This window comes from Paraburkholderia sp. A1BS-2L (genome assembly GCF_051125205.1).
In the GTDB taxonomy this organism is placed as follows: Bacteria; Pseudomonadota; Gammaproteobacteria; order Burkholderiales; family Burkholderiaceae; genus Paraburkholderia.
Genome location: NZ_CP120429.1, coordinates 995902 through 1014040, shown reverse-complemented (window position 1 = coordinate 1014040; position 18139 = coordinate 995902). Strand labels below are relative to the sequence as shown.

The following is an 18139-nucleotide window of genomic DNA, read 5'->3' as shown; positions in this document are numbered from 1 at the left end:
GAGATTTATCTGAAACACACTTAGAGATGGGTGTGGAGTAGGTGAATCAGGGTTGTGATTGTATCGATGTATTTTTAAGTTCCTCGAAAGAGGGCTTTGGAATACGGCACAACGCGAAAACTCAGCCTGTAGCGAGTGAGTCGAGAGACGCACCCGTTATAGGGTCAAGCGAACAAGTGCATGTGGTGGATGCCTTGGCGATCACAGGCGATGAAGGACGCGGTAGCCTGCGAAAAGCTCCGGGGAGCTGGCAAACAAGCTTTGATCCGGAGATGTCCGAATGGGGAAACCCACTCCGAATGGAGTATCCGTGACTGAATACATAGGTCACGTGAAGCGAACGCGGCGAACTGAAACATCTAAGTAGCCGCAGGAAAAGAAATCAACCGAGATTCCCAGAGTAGTGGCGAGCGAAATGGGATCAGCCTGCATTCTTTATCTGTACCGTTAGTCGAACGCTCTGGAAAGTGCGGCCATAGCAGGTGATAGCCCTGTAGACGAAAACGGAATGGAAGAACTAGGGATGCGACAAGTAGGGCGGGACACGTGAAATCCTGTCTGAAGATGGGGGGACCATCCTCCAAGGCTAAATACTCGTGATCGACCGATAGTGAACCAGTACCGTGAGGGAAAGGCGAAAAGAACCCCGGGAGGGGAGTGAAACAGATCCTGAAACCGCATGCATACAAACAGTCGGAGCCTCGCAAGGGGTGACGGCGTACCTTTTGTATAATGGGTCAGCGACTTACATTCAGTGGCAAGCTTAACCGAATAGGGCAGGCGTAGCGAAAGCGAGTCCGAACAGGGCGATTAGTCGCTGGGTGTAGACCCGAAACCAGGTGATCTATCCATGGCCAGGTTGAAGGCACGGTAACACGTGCTGGAGGACCGAACCCACTAACGTTGAAAAGTTAGGGGATGAGCTGTGGATAGGGGTGAAAGGCTAAACAAACCTGGAAATAGCTGGTTCTCTCCGAAAACTATTTAGGTAGTGCCTCGTGTATCACCTTCGGGGGTAGAGCACTGTCATGGTTGATGGGTCCATTGCGGATTACGTCGCCATAGCAAACTCCGAATACCGAAGAGTGCAATCACGGGAGACAGACATCGGGTGCTAACGTCCGGTGTCAAGAGGGAAACAACCCAGACCGCCAGCTAAGGTCCCCAAATATGGCTAAGTGGGAAACGAAGTGGGAAGGCTAAAACAGTCAGGAGGTTGGCTTAGAAGCAGCCACCCTTTAAAGAAAGCGTAATAGCTCACTGATCGAGTCGTCCTGCGCGGAAGATGTAACGGGGCTAAGCCATATACCGAAGCTGCGGATGCACATTTATGTGCATGGTAGGAGAGCGTTCTGTAAGCCTGCGAAGGTGCACTGGAAAGTGTGCTGGAGGTATCAGAAGTGCGAATGCTGACATGAGTAGCGATAAAGGGGGTGAAAGGCCCCCTCGCCGTAAGCCCAAGGTTTCCTACGCAACGTTCATCGGCGTAGGGTGAGTCGGCCCCTAAGGCGAGGCAGAAATGCGTAGCTGATGGGAAGCAGGTCAATATTCCTGCACTAGTGTTGAATGCGATGGGGGGACGGATCGCGGAAGGTTGTCCGGGTGTTGGAAGTCCCGGTCGCTGCATTGGAGAAGGCGCTTTGGCAAATCCGGGCGCGTAATTCAAGGGTGTGGCGCGAGCTTCTTCGGAAGCGAAGCAACTGGAAGGGGTTCCAGGAAAAGCCTCTAAGCTTCAGTTCAACATTAACCGTACCGCAAACCGACACAGGTGGGCGAGATGAGTATTCTAAGGCGCTTGAGAGAACTCGGGAGAAGGAACTCGGCAAATTGGTACCGTAACTTCGGGATAAGGTACGCCCTGGTAGCTTGAGGAGCCTGCGCTCCGAGGGTGAAGGGGTTGCAATAAACTGGTGGCTGCGACTGTTTAATAAAAACACAGCACTCTGCAAACACGAAAGTGGACGTATAGGGTGTGACGCCTGCCCGGTGCCGGAAGATTAAATGATGGGGTGCAAGCTCTTGATTGAAGTCCCGGTAAACGGCGGCCGTAACTATAACGGTCCTAAGGTAGCGAAATTCCTTGTCGGGTAAGTTCCGACCTGCACGAATGGCGTAACGATGGCCACACTGTCTCCTCCCGAGACTCAGCGAAGTTGAAGTGTTTGTGATGATGCAATCTCCCCGCGGCTAGACGGAAAGACCCCATGAACCTTTACTGTAGCTTTGCATTGGACTTTGAACCGGTTTGTGTAGGATAGGTGGGAGGCTGTGAAGTGTGGACGCCAGTCTGCATGGAGCCGTCCTTGAAATACCACCCTGATCTGTTTGAGGTTCTAACCTTGGCCCGTGATCCGGGTCGGGGACAGTGCATGGTAGGCAGTTTGACTGGGGCGGTCTCCTCCCAAAGTGTAACGGAGGAGTACGAAGGTACGCTAGGTACGGTCGGAAATCGTGCTGATAGTGCAATGGCATAAGCGTGCTTGACTGCGAGACTGACAAGTCGAGCAGGTGCGAAAGCAGGTCATAGTGATCCGGTGGTTCTGTATGGAAGGGCCATCGCTCAACGGATAAAAGGTACTCTGGGGATAACAGGCTGATACCGCCCAAGAGTTCATATCGACGGCGGTGTTTGGCACCTCGATGTCGGCTCATCTCATCCTGGGGCTGTAGCCGGTCCCAAGGGTATGGCTGTTCGCCATTTAAAGAGGTACGTGAGCTGGGTTTAAAACGTCGTGAGACAGTTTGGTCCCTATCTGCCGTGGGCGCTGGAAGTTTGAGGGGGCCTGCTCCTAGTACGAGAGGACCGGAGTGGACGAACCTCTGGTGTACCGGTTGTCACGCCAGTGGCATTGCCGGGTAGCTATGTTCGGAAGAGATAACCGCTGAAAGCATCTAAGCGGGAAACTCGCCTCAAGATGAGACTTCCCCGGGGACTAGATCCCCTTGAAGGGTCGTTCGAGACCAGGACGTTGATAGGTCAGGTGTGGAAGCGCAGTAATGCGTTAAGCTAACTGATACTAATTGCCCGTAAGGCTTGATCCTATAACAGGTGTGTCTTCCTCCCGGTGTGGAGTGAAGGACGCGCAGGTTGAGAGATCGGTGTTGTGCCGGAAACAACACAACCCCAAGAAACAGCACCTCTTTACGCTTCTTCCCGATTGGCTGTGGCGCCAGGTTCACCCAAACCCGTGCGACGCAGCAACCCGTCATGCCTGATGACCATAGCGAGCTGGTCCCACCCCTTCCCATCCCGAACAGGACCGTGAAACAGCTCCACGCCGATGATAGTGCGGATTGCCCGTGTGAAAGTAGGTAATCGTCAGGCTCCTCATGCAGTATGTCCAGAACCCCGGTGGCTCCGAATGAGCGCCGGGGTTCTGGCGTTTGCGTGCGTGGAAAATGGCGGAGCCGGCGCAGTGCGCATGCGCAGGATGACTGACGCACCGCATTGCCGGCGGGAACGTACTTGATCTCGAGTGCCTTGCCGGACTTGATCGCAATGCAAGTATGCCCGGGACGGCGTGGGCAAATCCGCATAGCTTTTGGCTCTACTCGAGCCCTCGAGTGTCCACCAACAAAAAGAAGCATGGTGCCGTTGCCTTGCGCGGGCGTCATGCCTTGGGTTCGTGGGCGAGTTTGCTGGACTACTCAGAGAATGGCTGGACTCTATACGGTAAGCGGCCACGACCTTTGAGGTGAGAAGCCTGGCGACCTGGTTTCTGCGGTCGCGCCCGCGAAGGCCATGAAATTGCGGCGCGCGAGCACGTGTGGGACCGAAGTGAAGGTCGTCTTGCTGCGTTGTCGTGAATGACGCCTCCTGTTTGCCCTGTTGATGAACTCATTCTAGTGCGCTGCCACACGGCGCACATCGACTCAATTCAGCGCCGCAATTCGGGCAATCAATAATGCGTCATGCAACGTGCACGACGATAAAACGTGAAAATATATGGATATTTCACGCACCCGGAATCATTCGCGGCATTTAGATAATTTTTACGGTAGTATCGCTGGCAACTGAAAATAGTCGCTCGCAGAGAGAGAACCGGCGTGCGGCAAGCAAGCGGCCGTGCGCCCTGCCAATGAGGGGTGCCGGTACAAAAGAAAACCGATACTCCAGTTCAGGGCGATTGATTCGATGAAGTTAACGCGCAAAAAAGCCGCGCTAACAGCCGCGGTTTTAATCGTTGCACTGGTCGCCATTCAGGCGATCTGGCGTCCATTCGGTGGAAGATCGACATTTCGGTCTCACGAAGTCGCTTTTGATATTCATTATCCCGACGCCATTATCGACAGCGCGGCCCTTTCGCGTTTGCCGCGCGACATGATTCGCGTGCCGTTGCTGCATACGCTGCTCACGCGCGATTTTGTCGACTATTACGAGTCCAATTCCACGCGTCTTTCCGCAGAAGGCGCTGTCCGGCGGCTCGCATTCGAACACGATCTCGACTGGAGCGACGAACTCATCAAGCGTGTATTCGATGAACCCTCGCGTGTGCTGCTATGGCGCTCGCCCGACGGCCGCCTCGGTTATTGGGTGATGACGGTGCGTCGCAACGGCCTCGCTAAGCTGATGCAGGCCGTGGGTAACGTCGCGACAGGCGACAGCCAGTTGAACCAGGCGGCCACGCTCTCCGGCGACGTGCCGGTCTACGCGCTCAAGCTCGCGGTCGGCCATACGCTGCTGTTCGCGGCGAAGGGCGAGCGGCTCATCATCATGTCGGAGCCAGGCATTTTGCTCGACGCGGACGGCAAGACGATCGGCGAGCGCGCGCAGGCGCTTGCGAAGATGCTCGATGACGGCGGCGACGATGCTCTGCGCACGTATCATCTCGAACGCGCGCCTGCCGAGGTGAACGGGCATCGGCTGATCGTCTCGGTCAATTATCTTTCATTCGGATATCAGGCTTTTTTCTCGGGCGTCAATGCGCTGCGTTTCGATTTCGGCGCGTCGGGCAAGAACGATGCGAGCGCGAGCGGCGCGTGGAGCACGGCCGCGCTCGTCGATCCCGCTCATCTGCCGCAGCACTGGGACAGCGCCGATCTCTGGCATGCGTTGCCCGCGAACGCGGCGGCCTGCGCGAGCCTGCCGGTCGACTGGAACGATGCTGCCGAATTACTCGGCAAGCTGGGCGAGGGCGAACAAGTGGCGTCGAAAGTTTTGCGCGAACGCTTCGCCGGACCCGCGGGCGTGTGCTGGTATGCGAAGTCGACAGTCGTGGCGCCCGTGTTCGTGGCGCGCCTCAAACCCGGGGCGGCGCAGGATCCGGCCCAACTGGCAGTGGTCAAAGGCGCGCTTGCGAGCGTCTTTGGTGACGCCATTGGCGCGTATGAAGCGAAGGCGGGCAATGAGGCAGGCTATCGCCGTTTGCCGGTGACGACGAAGGAGCCGTCTGCTGGCGTCACGCTGTGGACGCGCGCGGTGAGCGCGCGCTCAGGCACGGCGCAGAGCGCGGGCTCGTCCTACGCGGCGCAGCTTTCCGCGCCGCGCTACTTTCCGGTGACGCTCGCGCTCGCGCACGGCTATGTGGTGTTCTCGCCCGACGCGCGTCTCGTGGACGACACGCTCGCCGTGCTGGACAAGCGCTACCCGGCCATTGCCGATACGCTCTCGCCGCAGCGCCTGTCGACCACCATGGTGTCGATCACGCCGTCCACCGCGGCGGCGCTTGTGGAGCGCGAGGCCGGGCGCGCATTGCCGGTCGATCAGGAGGCGATCTTCCGCAACGCCGCGCGCACGCATTTGCTGCCGAAGCTGCACGCGGTGGCGAGCTACCCGCCGCTGGCGTTGAGCCTGCCGGGCTCGCTGCCTTCGTCGGCGGGCTGGGTGCCCGTGGAGTGGCATGTCGAGCCGCGAGCGGGCGTGGGACCGCGCGGCGACGCGGCAGCGGGGCATCCGCTGGGCGCAGGCCCGAAAGACGCGGACAACGATGCCGGCAAAGCCACCCTCGGCGACGCCAGCACAGACTCCGCACAGCATGCCGAAGACCAGCCGGCGCAGCCCGGCGCGAGCGGCGACTGATCGTGCGCCGCCGCTTTTTCCATCGATGCGCGGCGGCCGGAGCGGCCGCGCTCGGCGTGGCGCTTGCGGGCCCGGTGCGAGCGCTCATGCCAACGCAATCCGCGCCCGACCCCGACGCACTCACGCCCGGTCAGTCGACGATATTTCGTGCGTGGTTCGTGCGCATCGTCGATCAGCAGATGCGTCGCGGTCCCACGCCGCGCTGGACCCAGCGTGACTGCGCCGGCCTCGTGCGCTTTGCCGCCGTGGAGGCGCTGCGCGAGCATGACGCTCGCTGGCTCAAGGCTAACGGCATGAACGGCGCGGGCGACGCAAGCCGGCTGCCGCCCGAACTGCAACTGAGCCCGCAGCAGCGCGCGCTCGCGAGCCGCTGGACGCGCATCGATGGCAGCGTGGGCGCCTATGCCTCGGCTATTGCGCTCATTCAACGCAATAGCCGCTTCGTTTCGCGCGACGTCAATCAGGCGCTGCCTGGCGACCTGCTGTTCTTCGATCAGGGCGACGACCAGCATCTGATGATCTGGCTGGACCGCTACATCGCCTATCACACGGGCACCGTCACGCCGACCGATAGCGGTCTGCGCGCCGTCGCCATTTCCGACCTGATGCAATGGAAAGATTCCCGCTGGCAGCCGTTCGATGGCAATCCGAACTTCGTCGGTGTGTTTCGTTTCTCGTTCCTGACGCCATGAGTGCCGCCATGCAACGTCTGCTCTTCTCTCTGCGTTGCGCCGCGCCGTATTTCCCGCGCGTTTCCAATGCGAAATTCTTGGCACAGGCACGGATTTCCTATACGAAATACGGCGCATGTTCGGGCGCAGCGGCGCAGCTTGCAGCACTGATCGCGTTACTTGCGCTGTGTCTGGGCCTGGGGGCGGCGCCTGCCTGGGCTGACGAGGGCGACAACGCCGCACAGCAGAGCATCGACGCGAATCCCACGCTGGGCGCGCCGCCGCCCAGTGGCTACGACAGCCAGGTCGTGCAGGGCCAGCCGTTTTTCCTGCTTTCCGATGCGAGCTACGGCAGCAACCAGCTCGCGCAGGTGCGTCTGGAAGCACCGGGCCGCGAATTCCAGTCGGAGCTCGAAAGCTATGGCGGCGCCGATATCGTCGTCTACAGGGTGCCGAATCCACTCGAGTTTCTAAAGGCGCAGAAGAACCTGCATCGACTGAACATCAAGCCGAACTATCAGGGCGAGGGTCTCGCGAATACGCTCTCGTACCTGTGGGACCGCTGGCTCAGCGATGCGCGCCGCGCGTGGCAGCGCGTACTTTCGTTCGCGACGCGCAGCAAGGTCACCGAGGCGAAGCCCGAATTCAAGCTCGGCGAGCAACCGAACGCGCCCACGCATTTCGAGCCTCAAGCGCGCTTCGCGCCGCTGCGGGGCTACGAACTTGTCACGCGCTTCCGCTATCCGATCTGGAACGCGAAGACGATTCAGCCACCCAAGGGCGTGAACCTCGCAGGCAGTAGCAGCAACTTCCTGGAGGCGCAGTCGGGCAACGTGATGATTCCGGTCGGCAAACTGCCGCCGGGGCTCTATCTCGTCGAGGCAATGATCGGAAATTACCGCGCGCATACTCTGTTGTTCGTTTCCGATACGGTCGCGGTCGTGAAGGCTGCGTCGAGCGGTTTGCTGGTGTGGACGGCGCGGCGCGACAACGGCAAGCCGGTTGGCGGCACGGAAGTGAGCTGGACCGATGGCGTGGGCGTGCTGCAAAGCGGCTCCACCGGCGCGGATGGCGCGCTGATGCTCCAGCACGTCTCACCGGAGCGCAGCTACGTGATCGGCGGCGATCCGCAGGGCGGTGCTTTCGTATCGGAAAACTTCTACTACGACAGCGAGATCTACAACACCAAAATCTACGCGGTAACGGACAGGCCGCTCTATCGCCCTGGTGACGCTGTCCACGTGAAGTTCATCGGCCGCACGTTTCAGAGTGCGAATCAGTCGACGCCCGCCGCGCCCGCGCAGCTCAAGCTCGACGTGCTCGATCCGAACGGCGCGCCGATCGCGACGCGCAACGTGGATTTCGCATCGGAAAGCGGCGGCGAAACGACCTTCACGCTGCCGGCGGCCGCGCAGGGGGGCGGCTATACGCTGCGCTTCGACTACAACGGCAATAGCTACGGCGGTGCATTCCGCGTAGCGGAGTACGTGAAGCCGCACTTCGACGTCAATCTCACGATGGACAAGTCCGATTACGCGACCGGCGACGCGCCCAAGGGCAAGATCGCGCTGCGCTACCCGGACGGCAAGCCCGTGAAAAACGGCAAGGTGTCGGTCACGCTGCGCGCACAGAAAGTGGCGATCGTGGACGGCGAGTTGCGCTATTCGGGCCTCTTTCCCGTGAAGCTCGAACAGCAGGAACTGAAGACCGATAGCGACGGCAACGTCACGCTCACACTGCCCGCCGCGAAGGAGCCGAGCCGCTATGCGCTCACCCTGTTCGCGCAGGACGGCGCCGCGTATCGCGTGCGCGTGACGCGCGAAGTGCTGATCGCGCGCGGCGCGACGCAGTATCGCTTGAACACGGCCAAATCATTCTCGCAGCCGCACGAGCGCGTGACGTTCACGCTGGCCGGAGCGGCTGGGTCGGCCGGGGCGGCGAGTGCCAGCGCCAACCCAGGCAGCAACACGAACGCGGTGCCGGCGCACAAACCGGCGAAGTGGGAACGGGTGCGTCTGGAGTCGCAGACGAAGGCCGACGGAACGCTACCCGCAGCGAGCCCGGACGGCCGCGTGAGCTTCCCGATTCAATTCGACGAACCGGGCTCGTACATGCTCTCGGTAAAGGACGACGCGGGCAACCTGCTCGCAGCGGTCAGCCACTGGGTGGCGGGCGATGGCCTCAAGGCGATTCCCGGCAGCGTCGAAGTGGTGTTCGACCGGGACCGCTACAAGATCGGCGATACGGCCGAAGCGCTCATCACGTTCCCGTATGCCGTGGACGATGCGTTGCTCACGCTCGAACGCGACAGCGTGGAAGCGCGCGCACTGCTTTCGACGGGCGCGGACTGGCTGACGCTCACGCGCGTTGCCCCTGCGCAATGGAAAGCGCGCATCAAGGTCGGCCCGGAGTTCGCTCCCAACATGACGTTCTCGGTGCTCTACGTGCACGACGGCGAATACGTATTCCAGAACGCTGGCATCGTGGTCGCGAAGCCGTCGATCGATCTCGCCGTGAAGAGCGACAAGTCCGTCTACGCGCCGGGCGAAACCGTGACGCTCGATCTGGGCAGCACGCTTGGCGGCAAGGCGCTGCCCGCTCGTCTCACCGTGAGCGTGGTCGACGAAATGGTGTACGTGCTGCAACCCGAAATTGCGCCTGACATCGTGGACTTCTTTTATCATCCGCGCCGCAACAATGTGCGCACGACGTCGAGTCTTTCGTTCATTACCTACGACCTCGCGCTTTCGGCGATGCGCGGCGCGACCGGTGGCCCGCAGCGCGGGCAGTACAACGAACGCGGCGTGAAGGTGCTGGAGCGCCCGCGTCGCGACGACATCGACACGGCAGCATGGCAGGCCGATCTGCAAACCGATGCGAGCGGCCACACGCGCATGACCTTCCGCATGCCCGATGCACTCGCGCGCTGGCGCATTACCGTGCGGGCGATTTCCGCGGACGGCACGGTGGGGCAGCGCACTGCGTATGTGCACTCGGACAAACCGCTCTATCTGAAATGGAGCGGCCCTGCGAGCTTCCGCAGCGGCGACCAGCCGGCGATCGACATGCTCGCGTTCAACCAGGGCTCGTCCGATGTGGATGCGCAATGGACGGTCGACGGCGCGGGCCTCGCGCTCGATCGCAAGGTCACGCTCAAGCCCGGCGCGAATTACCTGGCACTGCCGCGCGTGGCGCTCACGCCGGGGCTCGTCGATGCGAGCCTGCGCGTAGGCGGCAAGGAGATGGACCGCCTGCAGACTTCGGTGAGCCTTGGCGCGCCGGGCTGGCTCGATCTACGCGAAATGCCCGTCGCGCTAGACGCCAATCCGAAGCCGCTCGCGCTCGCACCCGATGCGCAGGACGTGCGCGTGCGCATCGTTTCGACGGGAACGAGCCAGTTTGCGCGCGTGGCCGACGATCTCATCGCTTACCCATACGGCTGCGCCGAGCAGACCTCGAGCCGTCTGATTCCGCTCGCACTTGCACACGATGCGCTGGGCAGCGATGCCGATGGTTCAGCGGCGGGCGTCGCTACGCCTCAGAGCACGGCGCTGGGTCTCGAGGCGCGTTTGCGTAATCAGCGCCAGCGGCTCGCGTTGCTCGCAGGCATCAATGGCGCGTTCGGCTGGTGGGGCGACACCACAGCGGGCAGCGCGTTCATTACGGCCTACGCGTACTACGCGGACTGGCTCGCGAGCCGCAGCCTCGGCATCTCGCTGCCGGACAGCAACTGGCAGCACGCGCTCGATATCTATCGCGACAGCGGCGCGAAAGAGCCGTTGCTGCATCGTGCGCTGGCGCTCTGGCTGCTGCAGCAGATGGGGCAGCCCGTGGCGACGCCCGTGTCAGGCGTCGCAGGGCAGCTCGCGCAACGGGCGTCGTCGATGTTCGATCAGGATGCCAAATCATCTCGCGACGCATACGGCGTGGAAGACAGTCTCGTGTTTGCCGCGCCAGATTCGCCGCGCGGCCTGCAAACGGCCGTGGTGCTGACTGCGTGGACGGCACGTGCAACGAACGCGAGCCTGCCCGAAGGTTTCGATGCGCTGGCCGCGCGCGCACGCGCGTCGCTCATGACGAATCCGACGCCGCTGATCCAGGGCTTGCTGGCCATGGCCGGCGACGCAGGCACACCCGTGGATGCAAACGCCGTGCTCGCGCAGAGCAGTGCGACCTATCCGACCGTCGACCGCGCGCTCACGTTGCTGTGGCTGCGCAAGGCCATGGGCGGCGCGCGCGCGCGAGATGCGGCACAGCCGTTGCCCGCACTGCACGGCAGTGGCTGGGCGCGCACGACGACGCCCACGGGCGCAACCCTCTGGAAGTGGACGGGCGCGGCTTTGCCAACTTCGCTCGACGTGGGTGGCGCAAATCCTGATGTTTCGGCGCTGGTTTCGTACCGCAGCCGTGCGGGCCACGCGAGCCGCCTGCCCGTGAAGATCGAGCGCACGCTTTATCGGCTCGATCCGATCGCGCCGTCGAGCGACGCTGAAAAGCAGGCGGGTCGCGCCACGTTCGAGGCGCATCGCATGAAGACCGGCGACGCCATCGATAGCAACGCGCTTTACGTCGACGAAGTCACGCTCACGCCGCAGGACAAATCGGCGCTGCATTACGGCTTGCTCGACGTGCCGCTGCCGCCGGGCGGGTCCGTGGAGGCGACGAGCTGGGGCGTGAGCATTGCCGGGCTGCCCGGCCCAGGCGAGGGCGGCAGCGGTCCGCAGCCGTTCGCGCGCGCGGCCAGCTACGAAATGGGCGAGCTCGGCTATCACCAGCCCGTGCCTTTGCTCGATCGTCCCGTGGCGCTGCGCCAACTCGTGCGCTTCGCTCTGCCTGGCATGTTCACGATGCCGCCCGCACGCTACTTCCGCATGTACCAGCCGGAGCAGAAGGCGTATGAAGGCGGCCGCAGCGACCGCATGGTCACGCTGCGCATCGAGTGAGGCCGGCGTGAGGATGCGTATTGCCGGCTTGAGCGCGGCGCTCGTCTTCGCAATGGTTGCGTTTGCAATCAGTTTGCCGCGACCTGCGCAGGCTGCGGCGCCGTCGGCCCTGCGCTTTGCCTGGCTGCACGATGGCAGCGCGCGACTATGGACATTCGATGCCGCGGCCGAGGCCAGCGCACCGGGTCCCGGCACGCCGTTGCCGCCGACGCTCAAGACGCAGCTCGGCAGCGTCTGGAAGCTGTTCGTATATGCGTATCTCGTCGACCAGCGGATTCCCGCGCCCGACTATCAATGCGATGGCAGCGATCGCGAGGAGGTGTACTGCTGCATGATCGGCCGCCATATCGACCGCGATCGCGCGCTGGTGCAGTCATGCGGCCTCTTTTTCGAGCCGCACAGATTGCAGCTCGATCCGGCGGGCTGGCGCCAGTATTGGCGCGCCCGGAAGGCGCCCGCATGGCTGCAGGATCTCTACGCACTGCGCCCGGAGCGCCGCGTGCGTGTGGCCGATCTGCTCGATGCCTTGCAGGCCGTGCCGGCGCGCGCCCGCGACGACACGGGGGGCACGCTGGTGTCGGTCGTCACGAGCGGGCGCGGCGAGGGCACCGTATCGCTCTATGGCAGCCTGTTGCGAGCCAAGACTTGGACCATGCCCGATCCAGCGGACTCCGGCGGCTACGAAGGCGGCGCGGCCGGCTGGCTGGCCGATGGCACGCCGGTCTGGCTTGACGGGCGCGGGGGCAGCATGCGCGTGCTGGCCGCTGCGGCGCCGCGTATTGCGCCGCTGGTCGCGCAGAGCGCCGTGCCTGACGACCGTGCCTGTGTGGTCGTCGACTTTTTTTCTCGTTATCCGATCCGAAACGTGATCGATATGCGCGCGGGCGGACGACCCGCGCAGCCCGGTCTGCTCGACGGCAAATTCAGCGTGAGATTTGAGAACGGCAACTGGCTGCCCATCGAAAGCCATGGCGAGTTGCTGCTCGATCGGGACGAGAACGGCAAGCCGCGCATCGTCGGCCGCTTTGGCATGAACGACTATGTCGCGCGCGTGGTCGAGCGCGAAGGCGACACTGCGCTGCCGCAGGCGGCGCGCGCACTCGCAGTGGCCGCGCGCAGCTATCTCGCGCAGAACGCAGGCCGCGCGCGTGGCTGCTACCGCATCGACGACAGCAGCCGCACGCAGCGCGTCTTGCCGCGCGCGCCGCGCGGCGCTGCGCGCAGCGCCGCCGATTTCACTGATGGGCTCGTGCTTGCTGGCGTGCCGGTGCAGTTTCATCACGACAAGGCGGCGCCCGGCCAGATGAGCTGGCTCGACGCGAAGGCCGCGGCGCAACGGGGCCTCGCGTTCGATGCGATTCTCGCGCGCACCTGGCCGCAGGCTACGCTCACCTCGTTCGCGAGCCCGCTCGCGGGCGACTGCGAACCGGTGGCGGGCGCGCGCGACTGGCTGAGCCGCGAGGCGCCGGTCTGGGCGCAGCGTCTCGCGGGCGAGGCGGGCTACGAAGCCCCCGAGCTGCCGGCAGTCTGCGAGGTGACGACGGGCCGCCCCTATGCCGATGCCGCGCGTAATCGCGTCTATATCCGCCGCCTGCGCTCCGATGACGACCGCATTGCGCTCGCGCACGAGTATCTGCATCTCGCGTTTGCGCACCATCCGCGCGGGCAGGACGAGGCATTTATCGAGCAGACCGCGCGCAAGCTGATCCTCACTGGAAGTTGAATGAACATGAAAGCGTTCAATATATTTGCCCCCTCCGCGCATGATCGCGACACGACAACCAGGCGAACCCGCATGCATCCGATCCGGCTCCCTCGTCGCTTCTCTGGTCATTTCTCGCGCCACGGGCTCGCGGGCGCTGCGCTTGCGCTCGGTGCGTTCACGAACGCCGCGCATGCCGACACCATCGATTTAGCCGCGCCGCTGAACGGCTGGCGCAATTCGGCCGGCGACGAAGCGCGCTATACGCAGGACGTCCACTATCCCGCCGTCGCCGTGAGCACGCCCGAGGGCCAATCGGCTAACGCGTTGATCGCGGGGCACATCAAGGCGGCGCCCAAGGCCAGGCCGGGTACCTCGGTGGGCACGCTCGTGGTGAACGGCACGCCCATGCCTCAGCGCATCGAGGAAGACGGCGAGTTCTCGCGGCCGTTTGCGTTCGGCGCGGGCAGCAACAGCGTGGAGCTGCGCACGGCGGACGGCACGCGCAAACGCGTGCAGTTCTACGACGCCTACACGGGCAAGACCCAGGCGCGCCTGCGGATCGTGCTCGCGTGGGACACCGACGGCACCGACCTCGACCTGCACGTGGTGTCGCCCGACGGTGTGCACACGTTCTACGCCGACCGCGTGGCGCCGAACGGCGGTGCGCTCGACGTGGATGTGACGACGGGCTACGGCCCCGAGATCTACTCGAGCGCTGCACCACTGCACGGCACGTATCTTGTCTACGTGAACTACTATGGCAGTGGCCACAGCGTCAGCGACATGACTGTGGCGCAGATCACCATCATCACCGACGAAGGCACGCCGAACGAAAAGAGCGAGACGATACGCGCACCAATGCGCAAGCCCGGTGAGCTGACGCTCGTGAAGCGCTTCGTCGTGCCGTGAGCGACGGAACGGCAGCGTCGAAAAAAATCAGGAAGGATCCCTGAATAAATCGTTGAGCTGATTGCCCTGCGCAGCATCGACGAAACCGTCGAAGCGACCCTGCACGAGCGTCTGGGCGGCACGCATGAAGCCACCCCATGCGGAACGTGCCAGTGCGCCGCCCACGCTCACGCGCCGCACGCCCAACGCCGCTAGATCCTGGAGCGTGAATGCCGAAGCCGTGCCGATCAGCACGTTGACGGGCTTGGGCGCAACGGCCGCAACCACCGCAGCGATGTGCTCGCGTGCGTGGATGCCCGGCATGTAAAGGCAGTCTGCGCCCGCCGCCGCATAGGCCTTGATGCGCGCGAGCGCATCTTCGAAATCGGGTTCGCCAGTGAAGAAGTTTTCCGCGCGCGCGACCAGCAAGGTATCGCCGCCGCGTTCGTCGATGGCGCGTCGCGCGGCCTTCACGCGCTCCACGGCGATCTCCAGCGGGAACAGCGGCGCGGCGGGGTCGCCAGTCGAATCCTCTATCGAGAGCCCAGCGACACCCGTGTCGACGGCGAGACCCACGCTCTGCGCAACGTCGGCGGCATCGGCGCCAAAGCCATTTTCGAAGTCCGCGTTGAGGGGCAAATCAGTGGCCGCGACCATCTCGCGCAGATGCGCGAGGATCGCCTCGCGAGGCAGTGAATTGTCGGCGCGGGCGCGCGACCACGCAAAACCCGAACTGGTCGTGGCGAGCGCCTTGAAGCCGACGCTCTCTAGATAGCGCGCGCTGCCCGGATCCCAGGGGTTGGGCAAGAGGAAGCAGCCGGAAGTATGCAAGGCTCGGAATGCGGCGCGTTTTTCCGCGACGCTGCGTGGCGAAGAGGGCATGGCGTGTCTCCAGGAGTGGCAGAGGACTGGGCGGCGAGCCGACGATATGGCGCGGCCGCGACCGCATCGAGCGGGGTGAGCGAGAGCCGGTGCGGCAAGGCCGGCCAGCGTGCATTGTGCTCCGGTGTGCGCCGGCGCGCTCGCGCGGTGCCGGGGGCACAGAAACCTTCCCGCTATTTTTCCACGATCGCGTTCCTTGGTATCGTGATGCTCGCGCCGTGCGAACGCGCATCACGCCATGCGCACGGATTGAACATGAATCGACGCAGGCGGCGTCGCAAGGAGACTCGCTGACGATGAAATATTCGAATCTGGTGGAGCGCTTGCAGGGGCGGCGCACGTCGGCGTGGGAGATCCATCACGCCGCGATTCAGGCGGCGGCGCGGGGCGAAGACGTGATCGTGTTGAGCGTGGGCGACCCGGATTTCGCAACTCCGGAGCCTGTCGTCGAGCGGGCCGTGGCGGCATTGCGCGCGGGCGATACGCATTACACGGCGATCATGGGGCGCGAGCCGCTGCGCGAAGCCATTGCCCGGCAGCACGCGGCGGCGGGCGCGCCGGACGTGAGCGCGCAGAACGTGATTCTGTGCGCCGGTGCGCAGAATGGTGTTTTCGCCGCGTCGCTATGCCTGTGCGAAGCCGGCGACGAGGTGCTCGTGCCGGAGCCGATGTATCTGACCTACGAAGCTGCGATTCGCTCGTCGGGCGCGACGCTCGTGCCGGTACCCGTCGACCCGGACAACGGCTTTCATCTCGATTGCGATGCCCTCGAAGCGGCGCTTACGCCACGCACGCGGGCGATCTTCCTCGCCACGCCGTGCAACCCGACCGGCGCGGTGATGCCGCGTGAGCATCTCGCGCGTATCGCGCAACTCGCGCAGCGTCACGATCTCTGGGTGGTTTCCGACGAGGTCTATGCCGATCTCACGTTCGAGCGCGAGCACGTAAGCATTGCGATGCTCGACGGCATGGCGCCACGCACCGTGACGATCGGCAGCCTTTCGAAATCGCATGCGATGCCGGGTTGGCGGTTTGGCTGGGTGATTGGGCCCGAAACGTTGATTGGCCATCTGGGGCGGCTTGCCTTATGCATGTTCTATGGCTTGCCCGGCTTCATCCAGGAGGCCGCGCTCACGGCGCTGGAGCAGCGCGAGCCGATCGTCGCGCAAATGCGCGCGATTTACCGGCGCAGGCGCGACCTTGTTCATGCGCGCCTGAGCGGCGTGCCGGGGCTGCGTTGCCTGCTGCCGGAAGCCGGCATGTTCATGATGATCGACGTGCGCGGCACCGGCCTCGATCCGCACGCGTTCACGTGGCAGCTATTCGAGGCGCAAAAAGTGTCGCTGCTCGACGCGAGCGCATTCGGCGAAACGGCAAGCGGCTATGTCCGGTTCGGCTTCGTGGTCGACGATGAGCGGCTCGTCGAGGCCTGCGAGCGGATTGCGGCCTTTGTCCGGCAACTGCCCGGGAAGGGGCGCTAGCGTTCGTCGAAATTCAGGCGCGCTGGCGGTCCGCGCCTGAAGCAAGTCCGTCAACGATTGCCATCGAACAGGTCGTTGAGCATTTCGTCGAAGGCCGTCTGGGCGTCTTCCAGCTCCTGCAGCGCGGCGTCGAACGTCTGTAACGCGAACTGCGACGGCCGGCCTTCGCCTTGCGGCGGGAATTGCGTCTGCAACGCGGCGAATGCCGTCTTGACGCGTTGCGTGGCGTTCAGCACGCGGTCCATTGCGGCGGCTTCTTCAGCTCGCGCCTGTTCTGGGTTCATCGAAAGCTCCGTTATGAGAAAAGAAAGTGTGGGGCGCTCACGGCAAAGGCAGCCGGCCCTCGGACTTCACCGCGCGCAGCGAGAGCGCCGATTCGACCGATGTGACACCCGGCAGACTGCGCAATTCGTCGCGCATGAATGTGCCGTAGTCGTCGAGGTCGCGTGCCACGATCATCAGAATATAGTCCGCCGTGCCGGCCACGTTGTGGCACGAAAGAATCCGCTCGATTGCACAGACTTCGCGCTCGAAGCGGTCGGCCAGCGCCCGGTCGTGCACGGCGAAGCGCACCGAGACATAGGCGAGCACGCCGTAGCCGAGCGTGCGCCGCGAGAGCATGGCCCGATAGCGTTCGATATAGCCTTCCTGCTCGAGCCGCTTGAGGCGGCGTGCGCAGGGCGTTTCGCTCAAGCCGACGGTTTCGGCGAGCCGCGCGATCGGCATTCTGCCGTCCGCCTGCAGGGCGCCGAGGATCGCGCGGTCGAGTTTGTCCAGATCGCTCATGGCGCGGAGTGCTTTCCTGATTTCGATGACGAAATTGTAGGGTATTCCGCTTCATATTGAAGAGTTATCCACAAAAAACGTCAGAAATCGCTCCGGCATTGGCGGCAATATAGAGCCTCTTCCAAATGAGGCCAACATGATTTCCGCTCACCTGCTTTTGATGTTCATTGCCGCTCTGGTGGTGGTCTGTGCATTGCCGGGGGCGGACATGGCACTGGTGATGCAGACCAGCATGAGCCGCGGCGCGCGGCGTGGTTTCGCGGCCGCTTGCGGCCTCGGGCTCGCGCGCGCCACGCATGTCACGCTTTCCGCCTGTGGTCTGGCGGCGCTGCTCCATAACGCACCGTGGCTCTATGAGATCGTGCGCTATGCCGGCGCGCTCTACCTGACCTGGATTGCCGTGCAGATTTTCCGCGCGCCGGGTTTTGCCTTGCCGGATCAGGCCGCTGCGATGGCCGAGCGCCCGCTGCGAGCGGACTTCTTCAAAGGCCTGCTCACCAACCTGCTGAATCCGAAGGCGCTGCTGTTCTGCTCGGTGCTGCTGCCGCAGTTCATTCGCCCCGAGGCGGGGTCGGTCTGGCTGCAGGTGACCGAGTTGGGCATCCTGCTCGTGATCGTGTGTGCGCTCTTCGACATGATCTATGTGCTGGGCGCGTCGCGGATCGCCGTGTGGCTGCGCCGACATCCGCTGGCGCAGACCGTGCAGAAATGGGCCTTCTCTTCGGCGCTCATTGGTTTCGCGGTGCGGCTTTCGCTCGATTGAT

Annotated in this window: 10 protein-coding genes and 2 rRNA genes; 9 read left to right on the top strand and 3 right to left on the bottom strand. The window is 63.4% G+C overall.

Annotated elements, in window-relative coordinates; all coding sequences use genetic code 11:
* Positions 1-162 precede the first annotated feature (162 nt).
* From P5W98_RS19320 to P5W98_RS19290, 7 genes are all read left to right on the top strand, one after another.
* Positions 163-3042 (top strand): 23S ribosomal RNA (locus tag P5W98_RS19320).
* A 169-nt stretch (positions 3043-3211) separates the two neighbouring features.
* A 5S ribosomal RNA gene (gene rrf / locus P5W98_RS19315) occupies positions 3212-3325 on the top strand.
* Positions 3326-4135: 810 nt separating this feature from the next.
* Complete coding sequence (locus P5W98_RS19310) at positions 4136-6019, top strand: DUF2138 family protein (protein ID WP_421026458.1); 1884 nt, start codon at positions 4136-4138, stop codon at positions 6017-6019.
* Positions 6020-6021: 2 nt separating this feature from the next.
* Positions 6022-6711, top strand: a complete 690-nt coding sequence (locus P5W98_RS19305) for a DUF1175 domain-containing protein (RefSeq protein ID WP_421026459.1) — start codon at positions 6022-6024, stop codon at positions 6709-6711.
* An 8-nt stretch (positions 6712-6719) separates the two neighbouring features.
* The gene (locus P5W98_RS19300; RefSeq protein ID WP_421026460.1) at positions 6720-11633 is read left to right on the top strand and encodes an alpha-2-macroglobulin family protein; all 4914 of its coding nucleotides are present in this window, start codon (positions 6720-6722) and stop codon (positions 11631-11633) included.
* A gap of 13 nt (positions 11634-11646) precedes the next feature.
* Positions 11647-13356 (top strand): DUF2300 domain-containing protein, encoded by a 1710-nt coding sequence (locus P5W98_RS19295; protein ID WP_421027061.1) that lies wholly within the window; start codon positions 11647-11649, stop codon positions 13354-13356.
* A 72-nt stretch (positions 13357-13428) separates the two neighbouring features.
* Positions 13429-14247: a YfaP family protein gene (locus P5W98_RS19290; RefSeq protein WP_421026461.1), complete on the top strand. Its 819-nt coding sequence runs from the start codon at positions 13429-13431 to the stop codon at positions 14245-14247.
* A gap of 27 nt (positions 14248-14274) precedes the next feature.
* Here the strand turns inward: P5W98_RS19290 and P5W98_RS19285 are convergent, their stop codons facing one another.
* The gene (locus P5W98_RS19285; protein WP_421026462.1) at positions 14275-15108 is read right to left on the bottom strand and encodes an isocitrate lyase/PEP mutase family protein; all 834 of its coding nucleotides are present in this window, start codon (positions 15106-15108) and stop codon (positions 14275-14277) included.
* A gap of 296 nt (positions 15109-15404) precedes the next feature.
* Here P5W98_RS19285 and P5W98_RS19280 point away from each other — a divergent pair, with 296 nt between their 5' ends.
* On the top strand, positions 15405-16589 hold the full coding sequence (locus P5W98_RS19280; RefSeq protein WP_421026463.1) for a pyridoxal phosphate-dependent aminotransferase: 1185 nt from the start codon (positions 15405-15407) through the stop codon (positions 16587-16589).
* Between the two features lie 50 nt (positions 16590-16639).
* Here the strand turns inward: P5W98_RS19280 and P5W98_RS19275 are convergent, their stop codons facing one another.
* Complete coding sequence (locus P5W98_RS19275) at positions 16640-16873, bottom strand: hypothetical protein (protein WP_421026464.1); 234 nt, start codon at positions 16871-16873, stop codon at positions 16640-16642.
* 37 nt (positions 16874-16910) lie between these two features.
* Positions 16911-17375, bottom strand: coding sequence for an Lrp/AsnC family transcriptional regulator (locus P5W98_RS19270; protein ID WP_035534757.1), 465 nt, complete (start codon positions 17373-17375; stop codon positions 16911-16913).
* 136 nt (positions 17376-17511) lie between these two features.
* Between P5W98_RS19270 and P5W98_RS19265 the strand changes: the two genes are divergently transcribed.
* Positions 17512-18138, top strand: coding sequence for a LysE family translocator (locus tag P5W98_RS19265; protein WP_421026465.1), 627 nt, complete (start codon positions 17512-17514; stop codon positions 18136-18138).
* The last annotated feature ends 1 nt before the right edge of the window (position 18139 follow it).

Coding starts and splice junctions, on each gene's coding strand:
- P5W98_RS19275 (WP_421026464.1), bottom strand. CDS start 16,873: ATGAACCCAGAACAGGCGCGAGCTGAAGAAGCCGCCGCAATGGACCGC.
- P5W98_RS19295 (WP_421027061.1), top strand. CDS start 11,647: ATGCGTATTGCCGGCTTGAGCGCGGCGCTCGTCTTCGCAATGGTTGCG.
- P5W98_RS19285 (WP_421026462.1), bottom strand. CDS start 15,108: ATGCCCTCTTCGCCACGCAGCGTCGCGGAAAAACGCGCCGCATTCCGA.
- P5W98_RS19290 (WP_421026461.1), top strand. CDS start 13,429: ATGCATCCGATCCGGCTCCCTCGTCGCTTCTCTGGTCATTTCTCGCGC.
- P5W98_RS19280 (WP_421026463.1), top strand. CDS start 15,405: ATGAAATATTCGAATCTGGTGGAGCGCTTGCAGGGGCGGCGCACGTCG.
- P5W98_RS19265 (WP_421026465.1), top strand. CDS start 17,512: ATGATTTCCGCTCACCTGCTTTTGATGTTCATTGCCGCTCTGGTGGTG.
- P5W98_RS19270 (WP_035534757.1), bottom strand. CDS start 17,375: ATGAGCGATCTGGACAAACTCGACCGCGCGATCCTCGGCGCCCTGCAG.
- P5W98_RS19310 (WP_421026458.1), top strand. CDS start 4,136: ATGAAGTTAACGCGCAAAAAAGCCGCGCTAACAGCCGCGGTTTTAATC.
- P5W98_RS19300 (WP_421026460.1), top strand. CDS start 6,720: ATGCAACGTCTGCTCTTCTCTCTGCGTTGCGCCGCGCCGTATTTCCCG.